20 protein-coding genes and 1 pseudogene are annotated in these 24,938 nt (G+C 52.7%); 16 read left to right on the plus strand and 5 right to left on the minus strand.

The window, feature by feature from the left end; all coding sequences use genetic code 11:
• Window positions 1-51: 51 nt before the first annotated feature.
• From EDE05_RS14050 to EDE05_RS14095, 10 genes are all read left to right on the plus strand, one after another.
• Window positions 52-1,095 (plus strand): hypothetical protein, encoded by a 1,044-nt coding sequence (locus EDE05_RS14050; RefSeq protein ID WP_132410448.1) that lies wholly within the window; start codon window positions 52-54, stop codon window positions 1,093-1,095.
• Between the two features lie 292 nt (window positions 1,096-1,387).
• Complete coding sequence (locus EDE05_RS14055) at window positions 1,388-2,338, plus strand: glycosyltransferase (RefSeq protein ID WP_112802557.1); 951 nt, start codon at window positions 1,388-1,390, stop codon at window positions 2,336-2,338.
• Window positions 2,325-2,984: an acylneuraminate cytidylyltransferase family protein gene (locus EDE05_RS14060; RefSeq protein ID WP_105371820.1), complete on the plus strand. Its 660-nt coding sequence runs from the start codon at window positions 2,325-2,327 to the stop codon at window positions 2,982-2,984. The genes EDE05_RS14055 and EDE05_RS14060 overlap by 14 nt, the downstream gene beginning before the upstream one ends.
• A gap of 4 nt (window positions 2,985-2,988) precedes the next feature.
• Window positions 2,989-3,942 (plus strand): phosphoglycerate dehydrogenase, encoded by a 954-nt coding sequence (locus tag EDE05_RS14065; RefSeq protein WP_205839324.1) that lies wholly within the window; start codon window positions 2,989-2,991, stop codon window positions 3,940-3,942.
• Complete coding sequence (galE, locus tag EDE05_RS14070; protein WP_105371821.1) at window positions 3,942-4,967, plus strand: UDP-glucose 4-epimerase GalE; 1,026 nt, start codon at window positions 3,942-3,944, stop codon at window positions 4,965-4,967. The genes EDE05_RS14065 and galE overlap by 1 nt, the downstream gene beginning before the upstream one ends.
• Window positions 4,968-5,118: 151 nt before the next feature.
• The gene (locus EDE05_RS14075) at window positions 5,119-5,877 is read left to right on the plus strand and encodes a 6-hydroxymethylpterin diphosphokinase MptE-like protein (RefSeq protein ID WP_280952520.1); all 759 of its coding nucleotides are present in this window, start codon (window positions 5,119-5,121) and stop codon (window positions 5,875-5,877) included.
• Window position 5,878: 1 nt separating this feature from the next.
• Entirely contained in the window at window positions 5,879-10,606 is a 4,728-nt protein-coding gene (locus EDE05_RS14080; protein WP_134101591.1) for a 6-hydroxymethylpterin diphosphokinase MptE-like protein, read from the plus strand.
• A gap of 159 nt (window positions 10,607-10,765) precedes the next feature.
• A complete protein-coding gene (locus EDE05_RS14085) occupies window positions 10,766-12,610 on the plus strand; it encodes a glycosyltransferase family 4 protein (protein WP_112802552.1) in 1,845 nt (614 codons plus the stop codon).
• Window positions 12,603-13,358, plus strand: coding sequence for a glycosyltransferase (locus tag EDE05_RS14090; protein WP_112802550.1), 756 nt, complete (start codon window positions 12,603-12,605; stop codon window positions 13,356-13,358). The genes EDE05_RS14085 and EDE05_RS14090 overlap by 8 nt, the downstream gene beginning before the upstream one ends.
• A 129-nt stretch (window positions 13,359-13,487) precedes the next feature.
• Window positions 13,488-14,075: a 3'-5' exoribonuclease gene (locus EDE05_RS14095; RefSeq protein WP_112802548.1), complete on the plus strand. Its 588-nt coding sequence runs from the start codon at window positions 13,488-13,490 to the stop codon at window positions 14,073-14,075.
• A 166-nt stretch (window positions 14,076-14,241) separates the two neighbouring features.
• On the opposite strand, the gene EDE05_RS14100 is transcribed toward EDE05_RS14095, so the two are convergent.
• Window positions 14,242-14,487: a hypothetical protein gene (locus tag EDE05_RS14100; protein WP_105371827.1), complete on the minus strand. Its 246-nt coding sequence runs from the start codon at window positions 14,485-14,487 to the stop codon at window positions 14,242-14,244.
• Window positions 14,488-14,742: 255 nt separating this feature from the next.
• On the opposite strand from EDE05_RS14100, the gene EDE05_RS14105 reads away from it, so the two are divergent.
• The 4 genes and pseudogenes from EDE05_RS14105 to EDE05_RS14125 all read left to right on the plus strand — a co-directional run.
• Window positions 14,743-15,783: a hypothetical protein gene (locus EDE05_RS14105; protein WP_105371828.1), complete on the plus strand. Its 1,041-nt coding sequence runs from the start codon at window positions 14,743-14,745 to the stop codon at window positions 15,781-15,783.
• A 59-nt stretch (window positions 15,784-15,842) separates the two neighbouring features.
• Entirely contained in the window at window positions 15,843-16,490 is a 648-nt protein-coding gene (locus tag EDE05_RS14110; protein WP_105371829.1) for a class I SAM-dependent methyltransferase, read from the plus strand.
• A 137-nt stretch (window positions 16,491-16,627) separates the two neighbouring features.
• A complete protein-coding gene (locus tag EDE05_RS14115; RefSeq protein ID WP_105371830.1) occupies window positions 16,628-17,452 on the plus strand; it encodes an ABC transporter permease in 825 nt (274 codons plus the stop codon).
• A gap of 329 nt (window positions 17,453-17,781) precedes the next feature.
• Window positions 17,782-18,794: pseudogene (locus EDE05_RS14125) on the plus strand (IS3 family transposase); the annotation flags it as partial.
• Between the two features lie 264 nt (window positions 18,795-19,058).
• On the opposite strand, the gene EDE05_RS14130 reads toward EDE05_RS14125, so the two are convergent.
• Window positions 19,059-20,207 carry an IS110 family transposase gene (locus EDE05_RS14130; RefSeq protein ID WP_134101594.1) on the minus strand — a complete coding sequence of 383 codons (1,149 nt, stop codon included), beginning with the start codon at window positions 20,205-20,207 and terminating at the stop codon, window positions 19,059-19,061.
• 378 nt (window positions 20,208-20,585) lie between these two features.
• Between EDE05_RS14130 and EDE05_RS14135 the strand changes: the two genes are divergently transcribed.
• Window positions 20,586-21,425, plus strand: coding sequence for an FkbM family methyltransferase (locus EDE05_RS14135; RefSeq protein ID WP_166675458.1), 840 nt, complete (start codon window positions 20,586-20,588; stop codon window positions 21,423-21,425).
• A gap of 34 nt (window positions 21,426-21,459) precedes the next feature.
• On the opposite strand, the gene EDE05_RS14140 is transcribed toward EDE05_RS14135, so the two are convergent.
• From EDE05_RS14140 to EDE05_RS14155, 3 genes are all read right to left on the minus strand, one after another.
• Entirely contained in the window at window positions 21,460-22,323 is an 864-nt protein-coding gene (locus EDE05_RS14140; RefSeq protein WP_105375125.1) for a TylF/MycF/NovP-related O-methyltransferase, read from the minus strand.
• Window positions 22,324-22,693: 370 nt separating this feature from the next.
• Window positions 22,694-23,296 (minus strand): nucleotidyltransferase domain-containing protein, encoded by a 603-nt coding sequence (locus EDE05_RS14145; protein ID WP_132408886.1) that lies wholly within the window; start codon window positions 23,294-23,296, stop codon window positions 22,694-22,696.
• Between the two features lie 212 nt (window positions 23,297-23,508).
• Window positions 23,509-23,982, minus strand: coding sequence for a hypothetical protein (locus EDE05_RS14155; RefSeq protein ID WP_112802531.1), 474 nt, complete (start codon window positions 23,980-23,982; stop codon window positions 23,509-23,511).
• 623 nt (window positions 23,983-24,605) lie between these two features.
• On the opposite strand from EDE05_RS14155, the gene EDE05_RS14160 reads away from it, so the two are divergent.
• Window positions 24,606-24,938 (plus strand): DUF4375 domain-containing protein, encoded by a 333-nt coding sequence (locus EDE05_RS14160; protein ID WP_166675459.1) that lies wholly within the window; start codon window positions 24,606-24,608, stop codon window positions 24,936-24,938.

Below are 24,938 nucleotides of genomic sequence, written 5' to 3' on the forward strand. Positions count from 1 at the left end.
CGGTTTGGAGATTGAGGAAAAATGCTTTTTGAGGGTGGGAGCGGAGCTATCGTGACAACTCCAGCGACGACGACTATCGGCAGCCAGTACGCAGAGGTTATCGCGAAACTTCACGATATCCTCGGAGGTACTACCCTACGTATCATTTCCGCAGTTCCCACCGAAAACGGCAGCGTAAGCGCCCTGTCTTTGCCCGAAGAGACAGTAGCACCGATATTGATTCTCTACGAAACTGCCGAAGACGCAGTTGCACGTGGCTTGCTGAAGGGAATTCTGCCCAGCAAGGTACTGGCAAAATGGATAACGGATGCCGCAGCTCTCCTTTCCCAGCACCGCGGGCGCCGCCGACAGGCAACGCTCGCCTCGATTGGGTCCGTTCTCACTGAACCAGCTATTTTCGTTAAAGAACTTCGCAATCGCCTAAAGGAGCTGGAGTTTTCTGAAGACAAGCTCAGCCCAGTGAAGCCCGTATGGCCTGCGCTGCAGGGCTTACTGGCACGTCAGATCGTCTCCAGTGACCCTGTGGCGACGCGTTTAAGCTTTGAACTTGAGGCGGCTGCACTGCCTACGCCAGCGGTTCATTACGATTGCGATGTCGCGGCGTCCGAACTCAATGCGCCGAATCTAGAGACGGAATGCACACTGCTGCGCGCCCAGATCACACACTTGCAGCAGGCGATCCAGGAACATGAGAGCGCCCTTGCCGCAAAACAACAGCAGTTTTCTGCTACCTATTTGGCGCTGACGGCTGCTCAAGACCGCGTTGATGGCCTCGAAGCCACGTTAAAAGGCTTGACCGTTCAGAGCGCACGAGACAGAGCCAATCTCGATCAGCTGGCGGCGAAACGGCAGCAACTGCTGCAGGAATTCGGTCAAATCATGCACAGAGTTCTTAATGGCTCAGGACTAATGAGCTGGCCGATCAATTGGCGGAAAGCGGAGCAACTGAGGATCGTACGCGATTGCGGCCTCATCGATCCCGATTGGTACCTAAAAAATTATCCGGACGTCGCTCAAGCTGGCCTCGATCCATTTAAGCATTACATCAACCATGGCGCTAAAGAAGGTAGAGCACCCAACGAAAGCTTCTCATAGGTGTTCCGCGGAACAATCCTCAAACAGCACATACGTCGACGGAGTGTGGTTTGTTAATTTTTACGCGTTTGTCAGCAACGGGAGGCTTCGGCCATGTTATTTTCCGGAATTGGTCATCCCTGGCCCTATCTAGCTGTTGGAAATTATCGAAGTTGCGCGCGGCGGAGCTTTTGCCATTTAAGCCGCCGAAATTCGACAACAAGGACATAGACATTGCAGGTTCTATCCGTTAGTTCTCTGATACCGCCGGACATCATCAATTCGCTTTGTATTGCCTAACTCCTAGTTGAAAATGCGCGCCAGCATCATAGTCAGAACTTTGAACGAGGCACGATATCTTGGCGATCTGCTCGTTATGATCGAGCGGCAAGTTACGGATGCGCTCGAGATCGAAACGGTTGTCGTCGACTCTGGGTCCACCGATGGAACGATTGAGATCGCCAAAAGATATGGCGCCAGGGTTACAACAATAGCGAAATCGGAATTTTCGTTCGGACGTTCACTTAATCGTGGCTGCGAATTTGCCACGGGTGATATCCTGGTGATGATTTCGGGGCATTGCGTGCCCGTTGACAGATTCTGGCTGCAAACGCTGTGTCAGCCTTTGATCGACGGCACCGTTGCCTACAGCTACGGCCGCCAGATTGGCGACGATCAGAGCAACTACAGCGAACGTAGAACATTTGCGAAGTATTTTCCCGAGAAGTCCCGCCTACCGCAGGAAGGTTTCTTCTGCAACAATGCCAATTCGGCCATCTTGCGATCCTTCTGGGAGACGCACCGTTTCGATGAGGAACTGACGGGTCTCGAAGACATGGAACTGGCAAAGCGCCTTTTAGCGGCTGGGCAACCGATCGGCTATGTGGCAGAGGCTCCGGTTTTCCATCATCATCAAGAGACCTGGGCACAGGTCCGCCGGCGCTTCGAACGTGAGGCCATTGCGTTGCGCTTGATAATGCCGGAGATTCATCTTTCCTGGTTTGATGTATTGCGGTTCGTCCTTGCAAGCACTGTGGGAGATTGGCGTTCCGCGCGCCGGAACGGAATTAGCTCAACTTCCCCAATAGACATGCTCCGATACCGCTGGAACCAATATCGCGGATCCTATAAGGGCAACCACGAACACAAGATTCTTTCGCGACAGGCGAAAGAGCGTTTTTTCTATCCCCAAGTTTCACGAAAGGCAGATCAAGATGAGTGGCTTAGGCCGTTGCGTCGCCCTTCTTCCCATGAAAGCCAATAGTCAAAGGGTTAAAGGCAAGAATTTCCGGCCACTTCACGGCAAACCCCTTTTTTCCTGGATCTTGGACAGTCTTCTCGCGATCGCCGAGATCGACCAAGTCGTTATCAATACGGACGCGCGCGCCATTCTGGCGGAAAACGGTCTGGTTGATAGCGATCGTGTGTTGATCCGAGATCGGAAGGCAGAGTTGTGCGGGGATACGGTCTCGATGAATCTCATCCTCGCTGATGATATAGCCACAGTAGGTGCGGACACCTATGTGATGACCCATACCACGAACCCGCTGCTGAGCGCTGAGACCGTTCACGCCGCTCTGGAACGCTACAAAGACGGCATCACGGCGGGAACCGCGGATTCGCTTTTTACGGTTAATAGAATTCAGACCCGGTTCTATCGAGCTGATGGAAGCGCGGTGAACCATGATCCGGACAACCTCATCCAGACCCAAGACCTGGAACCATGGTTCGAAGAAAATTCCAATCTGTACATATTTTCCCGTGACAGTTTTACCAGCACGAATGCGCGTATCGGGCGCAAGCCGCTGCTATATGTCATGGACAAGATGGAAGCTATCGACATAGACACGCCAGAAGACTGGGCTCTGGCTGAAGCAGTGGCTTCTCTGCGCGGCTACACCGCCAGATAACCCGATGAAGGAAGCGAAAATGAAGGATATTCTTGTCAGCTGCCCGCCAATGCTGGGGCAGATCGGCCTATTTATGGACTATGCCGCGGAGCGCGGGCTGAAATTGCACCCTGCCCAAGTCACCCAGATTTTGAGCGAAGACGAACTCAAAGACCTACTCCCCGGCTACGACGGCTGGATCATCGGCGACGATCCGGCAACCCGCTCGGTTTTCGAAACTGCGAAAGGGGGACGGCTCCGGGCGGCGGTCAAGTGGGGGATCGGCGTCGACAACGTTGATTTTGCGGCTTGCAAGGACCTGAATATCCCGATCATCAATACCCCCCAGATGTTTGGGGCTGAAGTTGCGGATGTTGCAACAGCCTTCGTGATCGGTCTCGCACGCCAGCTTTTCCTTATCGATCGCGGCGTCCGCGACGGTAAATGGCTTAAACCTGCGGGCATCAGCCTCCATGGACGCCGTGCAGGCGTGGTCGGGCTCGGAGATATTGGACGGCACACCGTCACACGGCTTCAAGCGCTTGGACTCAAGGTTGTCGCTTATGATCCGGGCGTTCAAGGAGATACGGGGATACCAGGGCTGGAACGTGCCACCTGGCCCGACGTTGTGGAAGATCTGGACTTCCTGGTGTTTACCTGCTCGTTAAATACCCACAATTTCCACATGCTCGACGCCAAAATTTTGGCGCGCTGCAAGCCTGGCGTCCGCATCGTCAATGTGGCACGCGGTCCGCTAATCGATGAAGCAGCGTTGATCGAAGCACTCCAATCTGGCCATGTACATTCAGCGGCACTCGATGTTTTCGAAATCGAACCTTTGCCGGCCGACAGCCCCCTGCGTCACATGGAGCGAGTGATCCTGGGCACGCACAATGGATCGAACACCATCGACGGTGTCATCCGCGCAAGCCATACGGCAATCGACCGATTGGCCGGCTTTTTCCGGGAGCTTGGGTAATGCGAATCGTCTTGACCGGCGGCGCGGGGTATATTGGTAGCCATACATTGGTGGAACTGCTTCCGCTCGGTCATGAGATATGCGTTATTGACAACTACGCCAACAGTTCTCCTGAGGCGTTACGCCGCGTCCGTGAACTTTGCGATCGGCCTTTTCAAATAGAAGAGGCCGATGTTCGCAATTGCGTTCATCTGACGGCAATCTTTGACGCCTTCCGCCCCGATGTTGTGATCCACTTCGCCGGGCTTAAGTCCGTCGGAGAAGGTGAGGCTCGACCTGTCGAATACTACGAGACGAATGTCGCCGGGACGCTGGCATTGCTCTCGGCGATGACGGCCGCAGGTTGTAAACGGATCATCTTTTCCTCTTCGGCCACCGTCTATGGTGAGCCGGAATACCTTCCGCTCGACGAGAGGCATCCCTGCCGGCCCGCCAGTGTCTACGGCCGTACAAAATATATCGCCGAGCAGATCTTGGCGGATTGGGCACAGGCCAGTTCTGGCACGTCTGCAATTCTGTTGAGGTATTTCAATCCGGTCGGCGCCCACAAAAGTGGTCTGATCGGCGAGGATCCCCAGGGGATCCCCAACAATCTCATGCCATTCATCGCTCAAGTGGCCGTAGGTCGACGAGAAAGTCTTGCAATCTTCGGAGACGACTACGATACGCGGGATGGCAGTGGGTTGCGGGACTACATCCACGTGGTTGATCTTGCCCGTGCGCATATTGCGGCAATGAACTTTTCTGCCGGACATCAAGGTGCGATGACCTTCAATGTGGGTACTGGCACGGGAACTACGGTGAAGGAAATGTTGGCGGCCTATTCTCGAGCCTGTGGACGCGATCTGCCCTCGCGGGTGCTAGACCGTCGCTCAGGTGACGTTGCCGCCTCCTATGCAGACGCATCGAGAGCCGAGGAGATGCTGGGGTGGCGAGCTACTCACAGTCTCGAAGATATGTGTGTGAGTTCGTGGAAGTGGCAGTCGGAAAATCCCGCCGGTTATCAGGCCTCTGAGAAAACGTAGGATTTGAACGAACTTTTGGTGACTGAGTCATACGGAGGTCGCAACGCTTATGGCAAGTGGATTGAACCATGGGCATTGGTCGACAATCCGCATCGACCCGAGTGTTCAGATTGCTTTAAACTAAGGTGAACCTTCCCTCTCATTTCAATCCGTGACACCCAACCTTTCGCGAGGCTCAGTTATGCCATCCGTTACAGAATTCTATAAAAAGTATGATGGAAAACGGTGCTTTATTTTAGGAAATGGGCCATCCTTAAATAAAGTCGACATGGCTAGGATGCGAAACGAATTTACATTCGGAGTAAATTCAATTTTTCTAATGACGCGCAATAATAACTTCAGGCCAACCTTCTATGTTGTCGAAGACAATCTCGTTTTTAGTGAGAATAAAGATGATATTGACGCTTACCAAGGAGTGATTAAGATTCTCCCTCAGCGCTATGCTGAGCAACTTAAGTCTGGTGATAGCTGTCATATTTTCGAAATGGACACGTCGTTCTACAACCGCACCGATAAAGCAAATTATGGCACGCCGCAGTTTAATATTGGATCGGAACCCGTGTTCTACTGTGGACAGTCCGTTACGTATATCAACATGCAGCTTGCGTATTATTTTGGTTTTTCAGAAGTTTACCTAATTGGGATGGACTTCTCCTACTCAAAGCCCAGCGACCATCACCAGAAGGGAAACCATATTCGCTCCGAAGGCGACGATCCGAACCATTTCCACAAAGATTATTTCGGCAAGGGCAAAACCTGGAAAGATCCTCGTCTTGGCCGCGTGCAGCGTAGCTATCTTCGCGCCAAATTCGAGTTTGAAATTGCAGGCCGGATAATAATGAACGCAACCAGCGGAGGAGAACTGGAGACCTTTTCCCGCATCGACCTCGACACTCTGTGGGGGAATTGAAATGCAGATTGCCGTCTACGTCCTCTACCAACGTCATGAGTTTGCCAAGGCATCTTGCTTTCTGACGCGCGTTGGTCCTTGTCTCGGTCCGGATGCGAGGCTGTGGCTCCTAATCAATGACCAAGATTGTCCAGACATCCGCAAGGTTGCCGCTACGATTTCCCAGCATATCCAGATCCTTTGCGTGGGACAGAATCTAGGAGTCGCTGGGGGGCGTAACCATCTAATTCGCGCCGCGATGGACGCAGGCGCGGAGTTTCTAATTTCCTGCGACACAGACATTCTCTTCGAGCCTCACTATTTCCGAGGTATCGCTGCGGCGTGGCAAGCCCTCCGCGCAAAAGACCCGAACGTCGGGCTGGTTCAGCCTCTACTACTCGATGGCCCTAAAGTGTCGGGATGCTTTGAGGCGTTGAATGGTGTTCGGGATTGGTCCGAACTGCAGGGTCGTTTCAGCGGAGACACTAGCCTTTACCAACCATTCTGGCCAAGAATCCGTAATGTTTTGGGCGAAGACCTCGCCTTGGGTGCGATTATGCACTCTGGAGTGAGCAACGTCTGGGCGGCCCATTTTGGTGCGCCGATCGGCAACGATGTAGATACGCCCGATCTGGAAGCAGGATTTCTAGAAACTTTTCGGACCCGTTTTCCCACCCTCCGAAGCGCTTCGGGCCTGCTGGCGACGGTGCTGGCGGAGGGTGTGCCAGTACGAGTCGGCGCTACGGCTGGCGGCATCAGCGCCTTTCACCGTAGCCTTTATGAAAGTGTGGGTGGATACGATGAGATCTTCAACCCTTTTGGTTTTGAAGACTCCGAATTTGGTTTTCGCGCGCAGGCAGCCGGTTTTCATCACTATCTGGTACCGAGCATTACCGCTATTCACGACATTTTTGTTAGTGGTCAGGCCCGGAGCCTACTTTATGCGGCGCGGATCGGGCTCTTGCGGGGTGTTGAGGCCGGTGGTGGTGGCCTAACAGACACCCAGCGTCATTTCGCTCTGCGTCAAAGTCTCTTCTTCGGCCTTCGCACTCTAATAACAAGCTTCCAGCGCCACTTAAGTGAGAATCCGGCTGAAGAATCGGCAATCAAGAAGCTCCTCCCTTCAGCGCTGGCCTCATACGGGTTCGAGTTCTTCCGAGGACTTCTCCATGCTGCAAAGCGCGATGGAACCTCGGCTTTCAATGGTCTAACCGATCTATTGGCGCCAGGGCGACAAACGCTAGAATCCGTAGCCATACCTCTTGACCAAAACGTAGCTTTAGTCGGCCGACGTGTAACTAAAGCGGGAAACTTGTTCAACACTGGCGGTGGGCAGTTTAGCCTCCACGCCTATGACTGCCATATCCAAGAGATAGTTGGAAATGAAGTATTGCCGTCGCGCTACTTTGACCTCTCACTGCACGTCCGTCGCAGAGATGAAAGAAACGACTATATGTTCGCAATGGACGTGCTATCTGACGATATCCTTTACAAAATCGATGCTAGCTTCCGCATCGATTTTGCTAATGCAGCTCGGGATGGAATCTTGAACATCGTTGACTTCGAATGCCGAACCAAAGTGCACGATTACGGCGCCTTCTCGAATGAAGATCTTTACCCTTCCCCACGGCTTTCCTTTTCGACAACCTGGCTACCCATGGTGCTTTCGCAGCTCCGGTTTGCGGGCGACCTCGATATAAGATTAGGAATTAAATCACCGCTCGCGGCTCTGGTTGATTATCTGCAATTAGGTAAGGATTCTCAGCCCGAAGCTTCATCAGCTAAGGCAAGCATGGTCGTAACTCCGCCGCCTAGGCGCGTGTTGATTTTCACTGACAGCCGCGGACAACACAAGCCGCGCGGTTGCCACCATGACGTCTTTGCCGAACGCATGGCCAAGGACCCGCGCCTCGAGGTCGAGAGCTACCTTTGCCCGATGAAATGGACGACGTCGTTGGACTTCTTGATGTTGTTCACTCCGGATCAATTGGCGCGCTACGATCATGTTATCCTGTATACCGGGATTGTCGATTGGTCTCCGCGAAAGCTGTCTAATGCGATGGAGGATCTATATGATCGAACGGCTGCAGAAAACCTCGCCAATCTTGGCTTGAATACTCGCGATTACTCGAAGAAGGTAATCAACTCCAAGAAAGCCAAATTCGACGAAATCTTTGGGGCGGACGTGATGACACGCCATTTCGCAAATCCCTTTGGCATGGTTTACGAGGGCGAACGCACTATTAATATGTATCCGCTGGAGGATGGTGTCGAGCAACTCGGTTCGAGGCTAGCCGCGATTCCCAATCTAATCTTCATTAACGCTAACCGGATCGTTCCGGGCTGGCGCGGTGACTATCCGCGCGAGCGTCCGACCAATATGTCAATCATTCATGACTATTCTAGCCGGTTTGCAGCTAAATTCCCCTCCGAAAGGATAGTTGATCTCATGGAGTGGGGCGACGCTGAAGTTCAACGCTACACCTGTGACAATCTGCATTTGACGGAAGCCGGAAGTGACTGGATCTATGAGAAGCTGATGGAACGACTACAGATGCAACCACAGGCCAAATCAAGCTCTACCGCTCCCGCTTCTTCCCCGCAATCGGCGTCTTCAAAGACGGCGGCGGTTTCTAACACACAAATTAAATGGCCCGAGATCACATTCCATCCTTTTGCGCCGGTGGAGCGAATGACTCCAAGCGAAATCGCAGCTGTGACCAACCGCGTTGGTCGGCAAGGCCAGACGCTTGCGACATTGATAATAGGGCTTCGGCTAGTGGACAACGCCCCGGAGCGGTTAACGAACCTTCGCGCGCTGCTGGATTGGATCGACAAGCATTATGCCGATCTCTTCGACGTTCTGCTTGTCGAACAGGATGCCCAGCCGAGGTTGAAACTCTCCGATCTAGGAGCCAAGTCCTACGTCCGTCACGAGTTCATTTTCAACGATAGGGAATTCAATCGCGGCTGGGGTTACAACGTTGCCGTACGACATTTTTGTGAGGATTCCGTCGTTGTAGCCCTGATGGACACCGACGTTTTAACCGGTCCCGGTTTCGTCTCGGGCGTGATCTCCTGCTACGAAAATGCAGACGTCTGCTCCCCATATGTGAATGTTTATTATTCCACGGCCGCTGAGGCTCAAACAATTCTTTCCACCGGCACACTCGAACACCTGACAAATCCAGCAAATGTAAAAAATCCCGTTACAATTTGCGGTGGCATCGTTATTTTCCGCCGCTCAATTTTCCTAGCACTAAAGGGCTTCGAGCAGTATATCGGCTATTCCTGTGAGGATCGGGCACTGGACGTAACTTTACTAAATCATCTTGATCCGAACCGGATTAAGATACTGCCCGAGATCTATGTTCATCTCTTCCATCCCAGCGACCAAGCATCTCGAGTCAATGTCGATCAGATAATCACACACCTGCAGGAAAATTACAGTTGCCGATATCACGAGGAAATTAAGCCCTTCGAGTTTATTCACCGCCTCTGCCATCACGCGTCAAAAGAGCAGACAACGGCGCTGATGATTGAGCGGGCCATCGATTTCGGTGATCTCGAGCTCTATCGATCTGGCGCGCCCTTGACGGTGAACGGTCGACGTCGGCGCACTGCTCCTTTGACGCATCATACGGTCGGCGAGGTTGCAGGCGATCTGATTTTCCCACCGAACTTCACGAACCTTTCCGATTATCCCGAACGTGAAGTCTATCCAGGGTCTCAACCTCCCGATTCGGAAGAACTTACTTGCTTCTATAACCGCTATAAAGGCGAGCGTTGCTTCATCATCGGTAACGGCCCCTCACTGAACCGTCATGATCTTTCTCTACTCGAGGGGGAGTTTTCTTTTGGAGTGAACTCCTTCTATTACAAGACCCGCGAAACGGGCTTCGTGCCGACGTTTTATGTTGTCGAAGATAGTTCGGTAATGAAGGAAAATGTGGAAGAAATTCGCGCCTTCGATGCGCCCTTTAAGTTCTTTCCGACAATTTACCGGCGTTTTGTGCCTAAGACACCGAATACGTTCTTCTTCGAGATGAACAGAAGCTTTTATGAAAAGAGTTCGCCAAACTATGTGGTGCCGCGGTTTTCAACCGATGCCTCAAAGGTTCTTTATTGCGGACAGTCAGTAACCTACATCAATCTCCAGTTGGCCTTCTTCATGGGGTTTACGGAGGTTCACCTCATCGGAATGGATTTCGATTACGTCATTCCCGAAAGCCATAGGCGCACCGGTGATATTCTTCTATCCGATACAGATGACCCTAACCACTTCCACAAGGATTACTTTGGCAAGGGAAAGACATGGAAGGACCCGAAGCTCGATAGAGTGGCCTTGAATTATCGGCAGGCGAAGCTTTCATATGAAGCGGTGGGCCGTAGGATTTATAACACCACAATCGGGGGCAAGCTGGAGGTTTTTGACAGGGTCGACTACGAGACACTACTGCGCGATCCCCGTACTGGCGGGAAAAGGAAAGAACGAATCTTTCCGGGCTTTTCATCGCGCGGCTCTCAGGAAGCTGCTCCGACCGTCGCTCCAATCGCACACGAAGGAAGCGCCTTCCTCCGCAACCTCGCATCAGAACTTCTGCTTGACTCGGCCAACGGTTTCGCTCGCTTGCAGGATAAAGAGCTTTCAACCAGAGTAGAAATGGCTCTCGCGACGTTGCCTGATGAGGATCCGCTTCTTCAACACTTTCAACGAGTGAAGGCGTTTGTCCAATCGCGAGGTACTTGAAGTCGGGTGCGGCAAGGGGCCGCTCCAACAGCGCCATAAGGTTGATCATTGATCGCCATAGACGTATAGCCGACTAGGACATCCGGATTGCGGAGTACCTTAGCGTATTGATGACGTAGCCACGTGCCCATAGTGGCAATAGAAAGATCCGGGCGAAGTATGGTCACGAAAGTTCTGGGCGCTTCCTATTATCTGATCGCTAGCATTTTGTTTCGTCGGTCAAGTCTATTCGATGCCCAGTGGTACGAACTCGCCTACCCTGCCCTAACGAAAAGGGATTCAATCCATCACTACCTCACGAAAGGCGCTACCCTCGGCTACAATCCTAGTCGCCTTTTCGATTCACAAGCCTATCAGAAGCGCTATCTTGCCAACTCGCCATCCTCTCCCGACCCTCTTCTTCACTATCTGCTGATCGGTCGCTGGCGTGGGTTTCAGAAACAGCCGGCGGAACCCAGCGACGCCGATATCATCCGGGACTCCGGATTTTTCAACGACGACTGGTATTACGCGGCCTACCCCGATGTGTTCGCATCTCGAATACCAGCACTCAGGCATTTCATGACTTTTGGCTGGCGCGAAAACCGCTCTCCTGGACCTGAGTTTAATTCGACATGGTATTTGAACCGATATCCCCACGTCATAGGCCAGAACCCGCTCCTCCATTTCATCAAGCACGGACGGGGCGAAGGATATTTGGCTACGCCGCCTACCGTCGATTTGGACAGCGCCCGGAAAGTTATTGAGGAAGTTGAGGATCTGGACCCCGAATTTTACGCCGCAAACTATGGTCAAGATATCGCCAATCTGGAAATCTCCACGAGCATGCCGCGCCATCGCATCGCGCTTGTGTTTGAGAAGATCATATCTCGGCTGAATAAACCGCCTAAGATTATCGTTTTCGTACCATGGCTGAAGCGCGGCGGTGCTGATCTGCTCGCCTGCCATGTTGCCCGTGCATGCGTAGAAACCTTCGGGCTCCACTCGATTCTGGTGGTTCTCACAGACAATGATGACCGGTCCGGAGAGCATCGCTTGCCTGATGGTGTTAACGTTGTTTCGTTTTCCGCCATTGCACCGGATCTCGACGAGTCGGCCCGGGTGGAACTCGTTGAGGCCTTGGTCCGCAGCCTGCAGCCGAGCGCGATCATCAACGTAAACAGCCGGCAATGCTGGGAGGCGATCCGGCGTCATGGCCATAGGATGGTACAGTTCGCTCAGCTTTACGCGATGCTCTTCTGTCCCGATTATGATTCTCAAGGTCGCCGCTTCGGCTATTCGTACGAGTTTCTGCGCCCCTGTCTTCAGTTCTTGGCCGGCGTCTACTTTGACAATACGACCCATCTGGAGGACCTAAAGGAACAATTCGCAATACCGCCGGATCTACAAGATCGCCTCGTCTGCCTCCTGCAACCCGCGCCGCCTCTCATTCCTCCACGCTTGAGAGAGGATGGCGACACCAGGCGCCCGAACATATTGTGGGCAGGTCGGATCACTCGTCAGAAAAATATCCGACTTCTCTTGGAAATTCTCCAGAACGCCCAGCAATTCGATTTCCATATCTGGGGCGATACCGACGATCCTACACTTATGGCTGCGCTTGACGATGTTGCACGGTCTAGGGACTACGTCTTTTTGAATGGGAAATTTGATCGCTTCGAAGACCTCCCCTTGCCCTCCTACGATGTCTTTCTCTACACCTCGCTCTGGGATGGGCTTCCGAATGTGCTTCTGGAAGCAGCTGCCTCTGGTCTTCCTATCGTCGCGTCGGAGAGCGGCGGAATTGCTGAATTGGTCAACGATACAACCGGATGGCTGGTCCCTCCATCTCATCAGGCCCCTGGTTTCATCGCCGCCCTGCGGGAGGCGACCGACAACCCGGAAACGGCCTATTTGCGCGCGACTGCGATGCAGCGCAGGCTTATCGAGCATCACAACTGGAAGTCTTACAAGACGGTGCTCACCCAGCAGCCATCGGCAACTGGAGGCTTGCTCCATGGCTAAGTCAAAAATCACGGCGATCCTGAATGTCCATCGCGAAGGCCTACTTGCCGTGCCGGCGATAGCAAGCATCTATCGCAACACCGACCGTCTGCTCGATGCTGGTTATGAAGTAGAAATCCTCGGGATAATGGACCGGTCCGATCCATTGACCAAAAGCGTTATCGAAAGCCGCTTCCGAAAGGATGTCACCCTCATCGAAACTGATTTTGGCGACGCTGGTCTCGCTCGAAATCATGCCGTCAATGTCGCCACGGGTGACTTTCTAGGCTTTTTAGATGCGGACGATCTTTGGGGAGCTGACTGGCTGATCCGGGCCGCCGACATGGCTCAGACGCGTGAAGCTTCGGTCATCTGGCATCCGGAAGTTTCCATTTACTTCGGAGATGCGAAACTGGCCTTCTATCACATAGACATGGAAGACCCGCGATTCGAGCCAACTGGCTTAGCATTGGACAATTATTGGACAGCGTTGAGCTTTGCCGCCCACGAAATTTATAGCCAAAATCCATATCCTCCAACAGACCTGCGGGAGGGCATAGGCTTCGAAGATTGGAGCTGGAACATGAATACTATCAGCGCCGGCCTTCTCCACAAAGTCGTGCCGAAAACCGGACATGCCATCCGCAGACGGTTACGATCGCTTTCTCGCATGACGTTGAAGGCCGATGCGATTTCGCATCCCGGCGATTACATCAAGCACGTGATCGAGACACGTGATCTGCAAATGCCCCTTCAAATTGAGCAATAAACTCTTGAGCGTGCTCCGTTTTCCAATAACCCGCAGTTTGAAGTAGGCAAAAGAATTACAGGCGATGATCACCAGCAGATTGGTCCGCGAAGAGCGCGATTTACATGAAACCTTCAACAGGCTGTACTAATGATTTCTTTTATCGTGACGGACATCGAAACAGACGGCCACGTACCGGGCACCCACTCGATGATAAGTCTTGCCTCCGTTGCAATCGGCGAAGACGGAGCATCCCACGGGACCTTCAGCATAAACCTGAAGCAGCTCCCTGACGCCACGACAGACGGCGAAACGATGCTGTGGTGGCACTCACAGCCGCTTGCCTGGCGAGCGGCTACCGTTAATCAACAAGATCCAAAAGAGGGAATGCGCGCTTGGGCAGATTGGGTTGAAAGCCGTCCTGGCGATCCCGTCTTTGCCGCCCACCCCTTATGCTTCGACGGACCCTGGGTAGATTTGTACTTGCAGAAATTCGTCGGACGCCGCCTCTTCAAACACCCGCGAGATTCCAGTCTCTGCATGGGCTCAGGCGTCGATATTCCCTCACTTATCATGGGTACGACGGGCTGGGATTACCGTCATTGCAACCGGGAACACTATCCCGCAGAATGGCTCGGAGGCCACGCCCATAGTCATTTCGCCCTGGACGATGCACTTGGTTACGCCCACTTGCTTAGTCTCATCTTGACCAGTTCCCTCCCGCATGCAAAGCGTTGAGACAGCTAGGTCATGCCGCCCGGCATCGAGCTCAGCGCGACTGCGATCCCGGGTGGTTTCGCCATGATCCGCGCTTCAGCACTGAGGCTTTATCAGCTGGCCGTTCCAATGACGCGCCAGGCCAGTTTCAACCTCGGGATAGACTCAGTAAAGTCAACGTCGCCGTCTATAGTTCGTCGTATTCGCGCCCGACGCGACCGAGCGCAATGGCCTGCAACCACAATATCGGCAGGCCACAGATCAGGAGAAGCAATTCCTTCACCGTAACTCTGCGGCGAGCATCGGTTGCGCCGGTATTTTGGGGTAGCTGAACAGCGTTTCTCAGGAGAAGCTGCGTCAGCTGGCGATCCTCTTCAAGTATCGTGCCATCACCGTCAACCACCTTTGAGGCCGGCTTTGCGGTCTGTTTCATATGGGCTTCCCAACGATAGATAAAACTCTAATTATCACAGCTAAGATGGATTGCCAAAGTTAATGTCGTACTGGAGAAGGCCGATTCATCCCCGTCACCCGAGATGGCGTGGTCCGAGCTTTCAGATTTGCTGTTAGAGAGCCAACACGGCTGATGAATCCTTGAGCTCTCTCCTTCTTGAAATGGAGCGCTTGTGCAAAAGAGGATATTAACCCATATATCCTCTCTAGATCGGGATCGACTCGCTGTAGCTCAATGAATTTCTGCGTTTACAAAGACATAGGCAAGGAAATCCACGGTTACCTTGTACCGGACGGATATTCTACAAAGCCGAAAGTATTGGTCAGGATCAACGACGACAGCAAAATTACCGAGGTCAATACCTGGATTTTTATCGAAGGAGCACACGCCCAAGGACTGCACGAGACCGGAAATGTCGGTTTCATACTGAACGAGAAAAACGTTCCGGGCGTCAGCACAGCTTCCAAGGTCGAGATATCTGACTCTGAAACAGGTATGATCATCTATCGGCGAGCGCAGCCAGAATATATTCCCAAGAAAGTCCTGCGTGTCGAGACCGCATATTTTCCTCAGACCGATCTCGACCTTTGCCTAAAGCCGTTCTTCCAGTTTTATGAACACCGCGTCGAGCATTATGGTTTTGAGACGGTGCGCCAAATGCTCGAGATTTTGCATCAGCCGTCCGTCTACGTTTCGGGTCGTATCCTCCTGAAAAATTATCGCATCTATATCGACTACAACATTGATGTGACGATGATTTCTCTGCGAGATCCGTTTTATGAACTTGCCCTGCGGCTGATCATTTTCAGCCGATACAACAAACAGAAGTTTCCATTTGTCGCTCCCCGCGATATACTCTTATTTAAGCCGGTTATGGACTGGTTCGACGATCTTGCCCTGCAGGACGAGGCTGCAATTTCGAAGGCAATCCGGAGCGCACCCAATGACACACTGAAACTTCTGGCATCGCCATTTACACAGCAGCTCGTCGCGGACAATCCGTCGGACACCGCGACACTTGATGATGTCTCGCAAGCCCTTGATATACTTTCACAGTTCACCTTGTTCGACGCGGGCCGCGACGATCGGACCTACCCGAGGCATATTGCTGAGCTGCTCGGCATACCGGAAAGCAGCGTGCGCACGAGAGGCCAGCTTGAATCGGTCCATCAACTAGCTGATATCTTGAAGAAAATAGGCCGCATTGAGCATTTGCTTGAGGCTGACTTGATCCTGTATCATTTCATCCAGAAGGCAGAAGCCCGCGCGCAATGAGGTTGAATTAACTGAGCGCCACGTCCATTCGAAGCACCTATCTAGATGAGAGTAAGATCGTGTTTTTCCACAGCCTGAAAACGCTCGTAAAAAAGAACAGCCTTCTTTGGGGGAAGGACGTTGCCGATGCTTATCACGGCGCCGCGTCGAGAGACATGAATGCGCACTGGAGCGTCTTTGTACAACCAGTGCTTGATCGACATCCAATCAATTTCACGAGGAGCATCGACTTTGCATGCGGCTACGGTCGAAATACGGACAAGCTGCTTGAACTTGCAGATCATGTGACCATGATTGACGTAAATCAAGAAAATATTGAACACTGCCAAAAAAAATATGCAGGCAATCCGAGGACCAGCATCACGGAATGCAATGGATATGATCTACGCAACGTCGCCAGTGAAACGTGCACTTTCTTCTACACGTTCGACAGCATGGTGCATTTCCCTCCGGAAATCGTGAAATCCTACCTTCCCGAGTTTTACCGTGTGATGTCCCCGAGCGGCTACGCGTTCATTCATCATTCAAACTACACCCAGGCTGGGCCAAAAAAAGATTTCCGCCAAAACCCTCATTGGCGGAACTACATGTCGGCCGAGATCTTCGCGGACCTGGCCCGGGCCGCAGGTTTTACGGTTGTCGAACAGACGTTTCACGATTGGGGCGTGCCTAACCTCGATTGTATATCGCTGCTAAAGAAGGCCTAAAGCTCACTTGAGATCAAGGAGTCTCCCTAGTCTCTAAGTGCGAGATCCTGGCACCCCACGGCGTTAGGTTTCGCCGTATTGCGACCCAAATGGTGGTGTCATAGATGTGGCAGTGGTGGATTGCAGTTTGAAGTAAGATGGTAGAAACAAAAACTCTGGACCAACGAACGAAGCCGGCGACAGCCTCCTCTGCAATCGCCCTGCAAAGGATACTTAACGTCATGCACGCAGTGATACTGCGTGACATCCGAAGCCGTTTTTTCAACAACGGCCTAGGCGCCTTAATTCCGCCATTGATGCCAATAGCACATGCTCTAATTCTGCTACTAATCTACACACTTACAAGCCGAACGGCGATTTTTGGTGACGACTTATTTTTATTTTTTGCCACTGGCCTTATACCGGCTTTGACTTTCTCGTATATTTCAAGATTTATGGCAGCATCTCTTCTAACGAATAAGAATATGTTGGCCTTTCCTGCAATTCATTTGCTCGATATTATTCTAGCGCGCTGCGCTCTCGAACTCATCGGGATTGTAATCTCAGTTTTTGTAATGTTTATCATTTTATTATCAATTGGCTCGGACCCCTACCCCCGGCAACCGGACCAAGCTCTTTTGGCAATGCTGAGCACTGCGCTTCTTGCCATCGGCGTCGGTATTATAATCAGCGTTATTTCGGCGATATATCCGTTTTTTGCGAGATTCTACTCCCTCTTTGTGGCGATAATATATCTCACCTCCGGCGGACCAATTTACCTGTATATATTTCCAAATGAGTTAATCTATTATTGCACGTTCAACCCCGTTTTTCACGCGGTTACTTGGATGCGTAGCGCCTACTACCTAGGTTATCCAACCCAGGCGCTAGATAAACTCTACTTAATTGGCTTCGGAATCCTGTGCCTTTGCATAGGCTTGTTGATGGAAAGGCTTCTGCGCAAGAAACTTCTCTCCCACTGAGCCCCCATAATTAAAATCAACTTCCACTTTACTGGAACTAGCGATTTTGGGTAGAGCATGTCCTGTTGATGTCAGTTGTCGAGGGTATCGACTGTCACGGCTGGCGAGGCATGAACATCTCTCCGACTCGTTTCGTGAGAGACCAATGCTGCGCCCATTACCGAAGATTGCGATGAGCCATCAGCGTCCTTCAGCAATCTTGCCAAAGTATGCAGGCTTGCGAGATTGACGTGCGGGACCGCCAGGCTTGACGTGCCCCCAAGAATTTAGGCCATTTGGAACTGGAATTTTCCACTTATGATCCCTGTTGGGAAGAAGAGGAGAATTCGATAAAGGCCTCGAAGTTTTCAGAAGCGCAGATCGCATTTGTTTTGAAGCAGGCAGAGGATGGGACGCCGGTCGGTGAGGTGTGCCGCAAGGCAGGGATTTCCGATGCGACCTTCTATAACTGGCGCAAAAAATACGCGGGGCTGATGCCTTCGGAGATGAAGCGATTGCGGCAGCTCGAAGAGGAGAACGCCAAGCTGAAGCGGATCGTGGCGGACCTGTCATTGGACAAAGCCATGCTACAGGATGTGCTTTCAAAAAAGCTCTGAGGCCTGCCCGCAAGCGCAAGCTTGTCGACACGGTCAAGGCGGACTGGAAGGTCTCGATCCGGCGTGCATGCGCAGTGTTGAGAATCGACCGGACGCTTTATGTCTACAAGTCCAGGCGCGGCGAGCAGGCCGAATTGAAGCTGAAGATCAAGGACATCTGCCAGACCAGGGTGCGTTATGGCTATCGCCGCGTTCACGTTCTGATCAGGCGTGATGGTTGGGCCGTCAACCCGAAGAGAATCTATCGACTTTACAAGGAGATGGACCTTCAGCTCCGCAACAAGACGCCCAAGCGCCGCGTGAAGGCGAAGCTGCGAGCCGACCGCACGGAGCCAGCCCATTCCAACCATGTCTGGGCTATGGACTTCGTTCATGACCAGCTGGCTACCGGCCGCAAGATCAGAGTTTTAACGGTTGTCGATACCTTCTCTCGCTTCTCGCCGGCGGTCGATGCACGTTTCAGCTATAAGGGCGAGGATGTGGTCCAAACGCTCGAACGGGTATGTCGCCAGGTTGGTTACCCTGCCACCATTCGTGTGGACAACGGCAGCGAATTCATCTCCCGAGACCTTGATCTATGGGCCTATCATAAGGGCGTCGTGCTCGACTTCTCGCGACCAGGCAAGCCGACCGACAACAGCTACATCGAAAGTTTTAACGGCAAGTTCCGTGCCGAGTGCCTGAACGCCCACTGGTTCATGAGCCTTGACGACGCGCGTTCGAAGATGGAGGATTGGCGTAGAGACTTGTATGAAGCGGCGTTTGTCAATCCATCGTCATCCCTCCCAAGATTGCCTTCCATCGGTTGTTCGCAGTCGTCTGGCAATCCGGCACCCGTTGGTGCCTCCACTTGTATCCGGCTGAGGCAGCTGCCTCCGACCATAATCCCGATTCATGGTGGCCAAACGCCTGCTTCGAAACGCGGTACCAAACTACAACTCGGCGTGTGATTTCCATCTCTACGCACGGTAGCCACGCTTCCTCTCAACTGCCCGTCGGCGGTTGAACCCTTATTTGGCGGCGATAGATAGCGTGGCCCCTTCGGGCACCACACCGTCTTCGATGAACCGCCAGAATGCTATTGCAAGTTTGCGGGCCAAAGCGACTATTCCGACCTTTCCAGAACGACCTCCATGCCCCGAGAAGCGGGAGCGATACCATTGCGTGAGCTGGCTTTGTGGTTGGTACTTGAGCCAACACCAAGCCAGTTCGATCAGCATCACGCGTGCTTGTTTGTTGCCCGCTTTGCTGATGCCCTGATCTCGATGCACCTCTCCACTGGAATACGGGCTGGGAGACAGTCCGAGGTAAGAGGCCAGATGCTTTCGGTTCTTAAATGTTCGATGGAACACTTCGGCGACCAAGTGTGCAGCGCCGGTTTCGCCGATGCCATCGAGCTGCTTCAGAACTCTGATCTTGGCGCCGTTATCGATCTCTCCTTCGGATGCGCAAGCCTGAACGCGTTCTTTCTCCAGAGCCTTGAGTTGCGAATGCACGAGGTCTAGGCGTTCGAACTGGCGGCACAGCTCACGGAAGATGAAAGGGCCCAGTTCCCTGCCGTCGCCAGTTCGGATATTCGAAAGCACTTCCTTCCAGCGCCCTCCCCAAAGACCGGGAACCGAGCGAATACCGTGGAGTACCAACAAGGCGCGAATGCGATTGACGTGGCGCGTGCGCTCCTTCTTCAATTGGGTACGTTCTCGGGAGAGGCGTTTGGCGTCCTCTTCATCGATGCTGGGTAGCCGCACCGGGCGGCAAACCGACCTATCTCCGAGCAGATAGGCCTTTAGGGTAAACACCATCGCTTCAACATCGATGCGATCTGTCTTCACACGTCGGCCTCGACGGGAAACCAAAAAACTGGACGGGTCCAAAACGGTGGTATCGATACGGCTGTTGAGGAGAAAGCGGGCAAGCCAAAAGCCATCATAGCCCGCTTCGAAACATACTCGCAGCGGCCCTGCCGCAAATCCTGACGGAGAGCGATTTCGTGTCATGCTTTGAATTCTTAAAAGAGCGGACAGGAGAGCCTCGGCGTTGCCGCCGGCAACCGTAACCGTCTGCACCTTATCCGAGCCAGGCAAAAGGTACCCGACCAGCCACGTTCTCTGGCTCAATTCAAGGGCGATATAGCAATCATTGACATTATCAGCGCTCATTATCATCCTCCGTGGAAAAGCGGAGGTGAAGTATCAAGCTCCGCGGCGAGCTTGCATAGGATCTATAACGAGTTCCGGCCACATAGCGCGATCGGCAACAAGGTGCCGATTTCGCTCATGAACAGCTCATCGGCATCCCCGCCGACATGAGCTTTAACCCCGGAAAATTCCAGCTCGCGCTGGCCCAAAAACGGGGAGCACGTCAAACTGGCGCTGACCTGCGTGGACTTCCGCTCCCGATCCAACGGGATAAGCGGTGCCGGCTGCGCCATCTCTCGGGATATCGTTGGTGGCCTTTTCGACCTGTTGGTTATGGTGATATTAGTTCACGCTAGGCCTGTCAGCGTGCAGCAATCCAGAGCTCTAGAGGAATTCGACATGACATCGGAACTTGGAAGTGTGGAAATAGGGGACCTCACTGTCACGTTCAGAAAGGGAGATTCTGGAGGCACGCACTATTATGGCCGAGGCCATTTTGAAGAGTTTCATAGCTCGTTCTATTCAGTTCTCCGTAACACTATTGACCCAAAAGTTTGCATCGATGTCGGTGCAAATTACGGCTACACTGGAATGTTAATGCGACGCGCTTTTCCATCATGCAGGTTGATACTCGTAGAACCCATCCCATGGCTCGCGGAGTTCGTTGCTGATAATTTTGCCTCTAATGGTATACACTTTGATCATTTTTACTCCGCAATCGTTTCGAACAGTCCGTCGGTCAAAAAGTCAGCATTCGGCGTTAACGAGAGATCTTCTCAAGACAGTCGCGTTATTGCGCAGCCCGGCTGGTCGATCGTTCAAACTGACGTCCTTACACTGGACATGTTGACGAAGGACGTTAAAGCAAACGAAGGAGTTTACATCAAGATCGACACTCAGGGATGGGAAGAGAGAGTATTTGCTGGCGGCCGCGAATTCCTCTCTACGCATAAAAACTGGTTCATAAAGACGGAATTTGCGCCCTATTGGATGGACAGCCAGTCTACTGACCCAGTCGAATTCCTACAGGCCTTGACGGCCCGTTATGCTGTATATGAGAGCCCTGGTAGGCAGCGCTGGAATTGCTTGACGTTAAGTGATCTAATCGGAGCCCCGTTGACCCCGGGATGCGAAGAAGAATTTGTCTCCTATGTTCGCAAGCTTGCAATGAACGAAAAGGGATGGGTTGACCTGTACGTTTTGCCACCACCAAAGCTGGGGCAGTTTGCTGAGGGGTAATCCCCCCGCTAAACGGGGAGGATTGCCATGAGGTTTACTTCACGTATCCGAGCGCATAGGTCAGGCCGAATGACACATATTCGAATTGAATTCCAGTCTTCGCCTTAAATTCCATGAATGCCTTATATTCATGGTCCTTGAACCCGCGATATCCGATCAATTCATCGAACACGATCCAAGTGCCGGATTTGACGAGAGAGCCAAGCACATCGAAGATGGTCTTGGTTGAGGAGTAAAGATCGCAGTCAACGCGGAGCAATGAGATCGGACTCGTTTTGTTTTCTTCGAACCATCCGGGAAGCGTATCTTCGAACCATCCTTTGTAGAGGCGGACGTTTGCCGGCATATTAGGGAGGACCCCCTTCACCTCCCCGAAGCTTCCCTTCAATGACCCTGCCCAATCCTCTGGCAGACCCTCAAATGAATCGAACCCATGAATGCTACGATCCGGGAATATTCCGGCAAGCGTTCTGGTGCTGCTCCCCTTATAAACACCTAAGTCGAGAATAGACCCGTTCAGGCGCGTGATCTCGTCACGGCGAGACTGAATCACCGACATCTGGTTTTGGATGAACTGTGCCTGAGGCATTTCCTTGTCGACAAAGTCGTATGTCTCGACTGCTGCGCGGCGATTCTTTTCCTCCAACATCGCCACAAAGCGATGATTTCGGCTGTAGAAATTTTGCAACTCAGCGTTCAACGGCCCAGACGAAAGATCTCTCACGAGGCTCTTAACATCTATCCTGACGCCTCCTTCAGCCTGTGTTTTCTGAAGCTCGTCAGCGACCACTTTGACTGACTTGCGAAGGAACGATTCTACCTGTGGCCACCTTTCTTCGTCCAAAATCTGAGACAATACATCTTGAATAGAGGAGGTCGACCTTTGGATGAAGCTCACAATAAGACCCTTTCGATCACGCTGAAAAATCTATCAGCGCTCGTAATTCGCACAACGTGTAAAAAGTGTCTAGGTTGCGCAACCTGCTTGACCTCTTCAAACCTCAGCATGAAATTTAAAGTCGCCGACGAACTGTTATTTACCATTGAAGTGCCGTGACCGGGATCAGACCGCTAGCGCCTCCGCCCAGCAACCTGCCGCCTGCATCACTGCCTTGGTCGAAGGTAAGAGTGGTAAGGGCGACGTGCCGCTGGCCTTTGTTGTTGAGAAATGACTTTCTGCGGAGATGACCGCAGTCAGCGTTTTCTCATCGGAGGAAACCTGAACCCTTAGGCAGGCGTGTTTGCCGACGTTGCCTGTCCAGGCATTCCTATGTTCGAACCAGTGCCTGATACGAGCCTGTTAAAGTAGGGTACGCAGAGACCAAATTCTTCTGACCGTGCCCTCTTTCTAAAAAGAAATGGTCCCCAGGCGGCGGCTTCAGTTCGTCCAAAAGGGTCTGTGCGTAAAACAGCTCCCCACGTTTTGCTCGCCGATATGTCTCTTGAGCTGCGGCCAAGCCCTTGCTGATGGAGATATCTAACTCGTCCGCCCTAACCGCAAACGTCAGCCCTGCCGATTGCTCCACCACCTCCGCGACAATACCCGTCGGGTCGTGCAAAATTCTGATCGGGAGCCGGTACCATGGCGAGGGTACAAGTCTGGCAGCGTCAAAATAAAAGATGTCGATCTTCCCGAACGGCAAGAAGTGCGATACACAGTGCGGCGTGTTCGGAAGCCTTTCGTTGAAGAGGAAGCCGGGCCACTGCGCTGGAATTTCGCGTCGCTTCTCTACGAACTGTGAATGCTGCTCCGATGCCACCACAATGCGCAGGTCAATATCGGAATAGGCGTCGGCGCTTTCAGCGGCGACTGAGCCTCCAAGGAAAATCCCCAGGACGCTCACGTCGCTCTTGAACCAGCCAACCGCCATCGTAAGCAGCCCTTCCCTCGCCCTTTCCAGATCATCCTGTGTGATTGGTGTTCCCATGCATGAAGATTAGCTGGGCTCACAGCTTCGGCAAAGTCCCTGGACCACAAGCTACGTGGAGCAGCTTGCTCGACAATCGACGCGACAAAATCCGACTTGCCTCCCGTATAGGATTTCCAGTCACCGTTCGCCTCCGCAGCCAACCAGTCTTTTAGTTACTCCGGGACACCATTCGGAAAAATCGCCCGCACGTCGGAAGAGCGGTAGGTTTTTGAACCACACTCCTCGGCAAAGGCAAGATATCCCTTGAAAAACTTGGTCCTGAGCAGCAAGAACTCGCGAGTGTTCTTCATCAAATTATTCTGTTCGGCAACCGACCTTTCGATCTCGTCCAACTGCCTGTCCAAATCATCTTTCGGGGCGCTTTTTTCACGCTGCTGCTTGTTGATGACACTGGATGATTCTTCGACAGCCAAGGTCGCACGCTTCACACCCAGATGCAGGCGCTGCCTTTCCACCGCAGCGTATCTATTGAAGCAGGCCAGCAGCTCTTCCGAGGTAAGAACCGGCGACCGACCGTCAGCAAACTCAGATGGCACGCCAAACGGAAGCAGATCTTTCGAGAGGGAGAAGCGATCCGAGTTTAGGTCTGTGGAAAGTAAGGCAAAAATCAAAAGCGGGCCAAGCAAGCGTTCACCCCAAAGTTTCGAACCGGCAACCGTGGATTCATCTGCTGACCTTTACACCCTTTCCGCCAATATGTGATGCTAGCTTGATGACGAGATCGCCTGAGATATCACTGCCCGAAAAACTACGGGAAAATGGCCGCTTGCGCGGAAATGAGTGGGCTTGGCCAGTTTGTGACATCCCTGCCGTTATCGAAGCAGCGCGGCTCGCTGGACTGGTGAGCATTGGTGGGCAATTGCAGTTCCGATTCCCTGAGGCTATATGTGAGCTTTATTGGATTGAGGTCGATACCTTCCCTTTCGTTTCATCTGCCCTCTCATGGCGTGAACGGGTCGAGCAAACAGCAGCGGTCGCATTGACGCAGTTTCGAGCGCTGCAGAAGGACTGCGATTTCGTTGGTGAAGGCCAGTCCAGCTTCGGCCAGCACCTGAATTCGTACAAAGCCAGCGGCGGCGATCCACGCGACGCAATGTGTTTCGTTGGTATCTTGAGACTACCGCAGATTCGGAGCAGGTCTAGTCCCACGCTTCATACTTAGATGCATGTGGGGGCAGCTTGGGGTCAGGTGTGGCGGGATATTTTTCGCATAGAGGTTAACTATGGAAACCCGTTTTCTGGAAGCACTATGACAACGACCTACGATGATCTGGGTTCACTCGATGATTGGCTTCTAAAGCAGGCGATAGAACAGGCCAAAGACGGGATTTCCATAGAAGATCAGCTCATACCGGTGACGGTTATTCGCCTCGGCCAGCCTCATGTATATCTCTACGCCACAGTTATCTTCGACGGTGAGGTTGCAAACGGCGGCCTCCAGCAGTTCTTCGATAATTCCTCCGGTGCTCTTGTCAAGCGAAGCGAAGAATTGACCCCCCCTATTGCCTCACCCAGGGATGTTACCGAAGTGTTTGGCGCTGAGATGGCCGTTATCTTCTCCTGCCGCGGCGGGAGAAGATAA

Source organism: Neorhizobium sp. R1-B, assembly GCF_004368875.1.
GTDB classification, from domain to species: domain Bacteria; phylum Pseudomonadota; class Alphaproteobacteria; order Rhizobiales; family Rhizobiaceae; genus Neorhizobium; species Neorhizobium huautlense.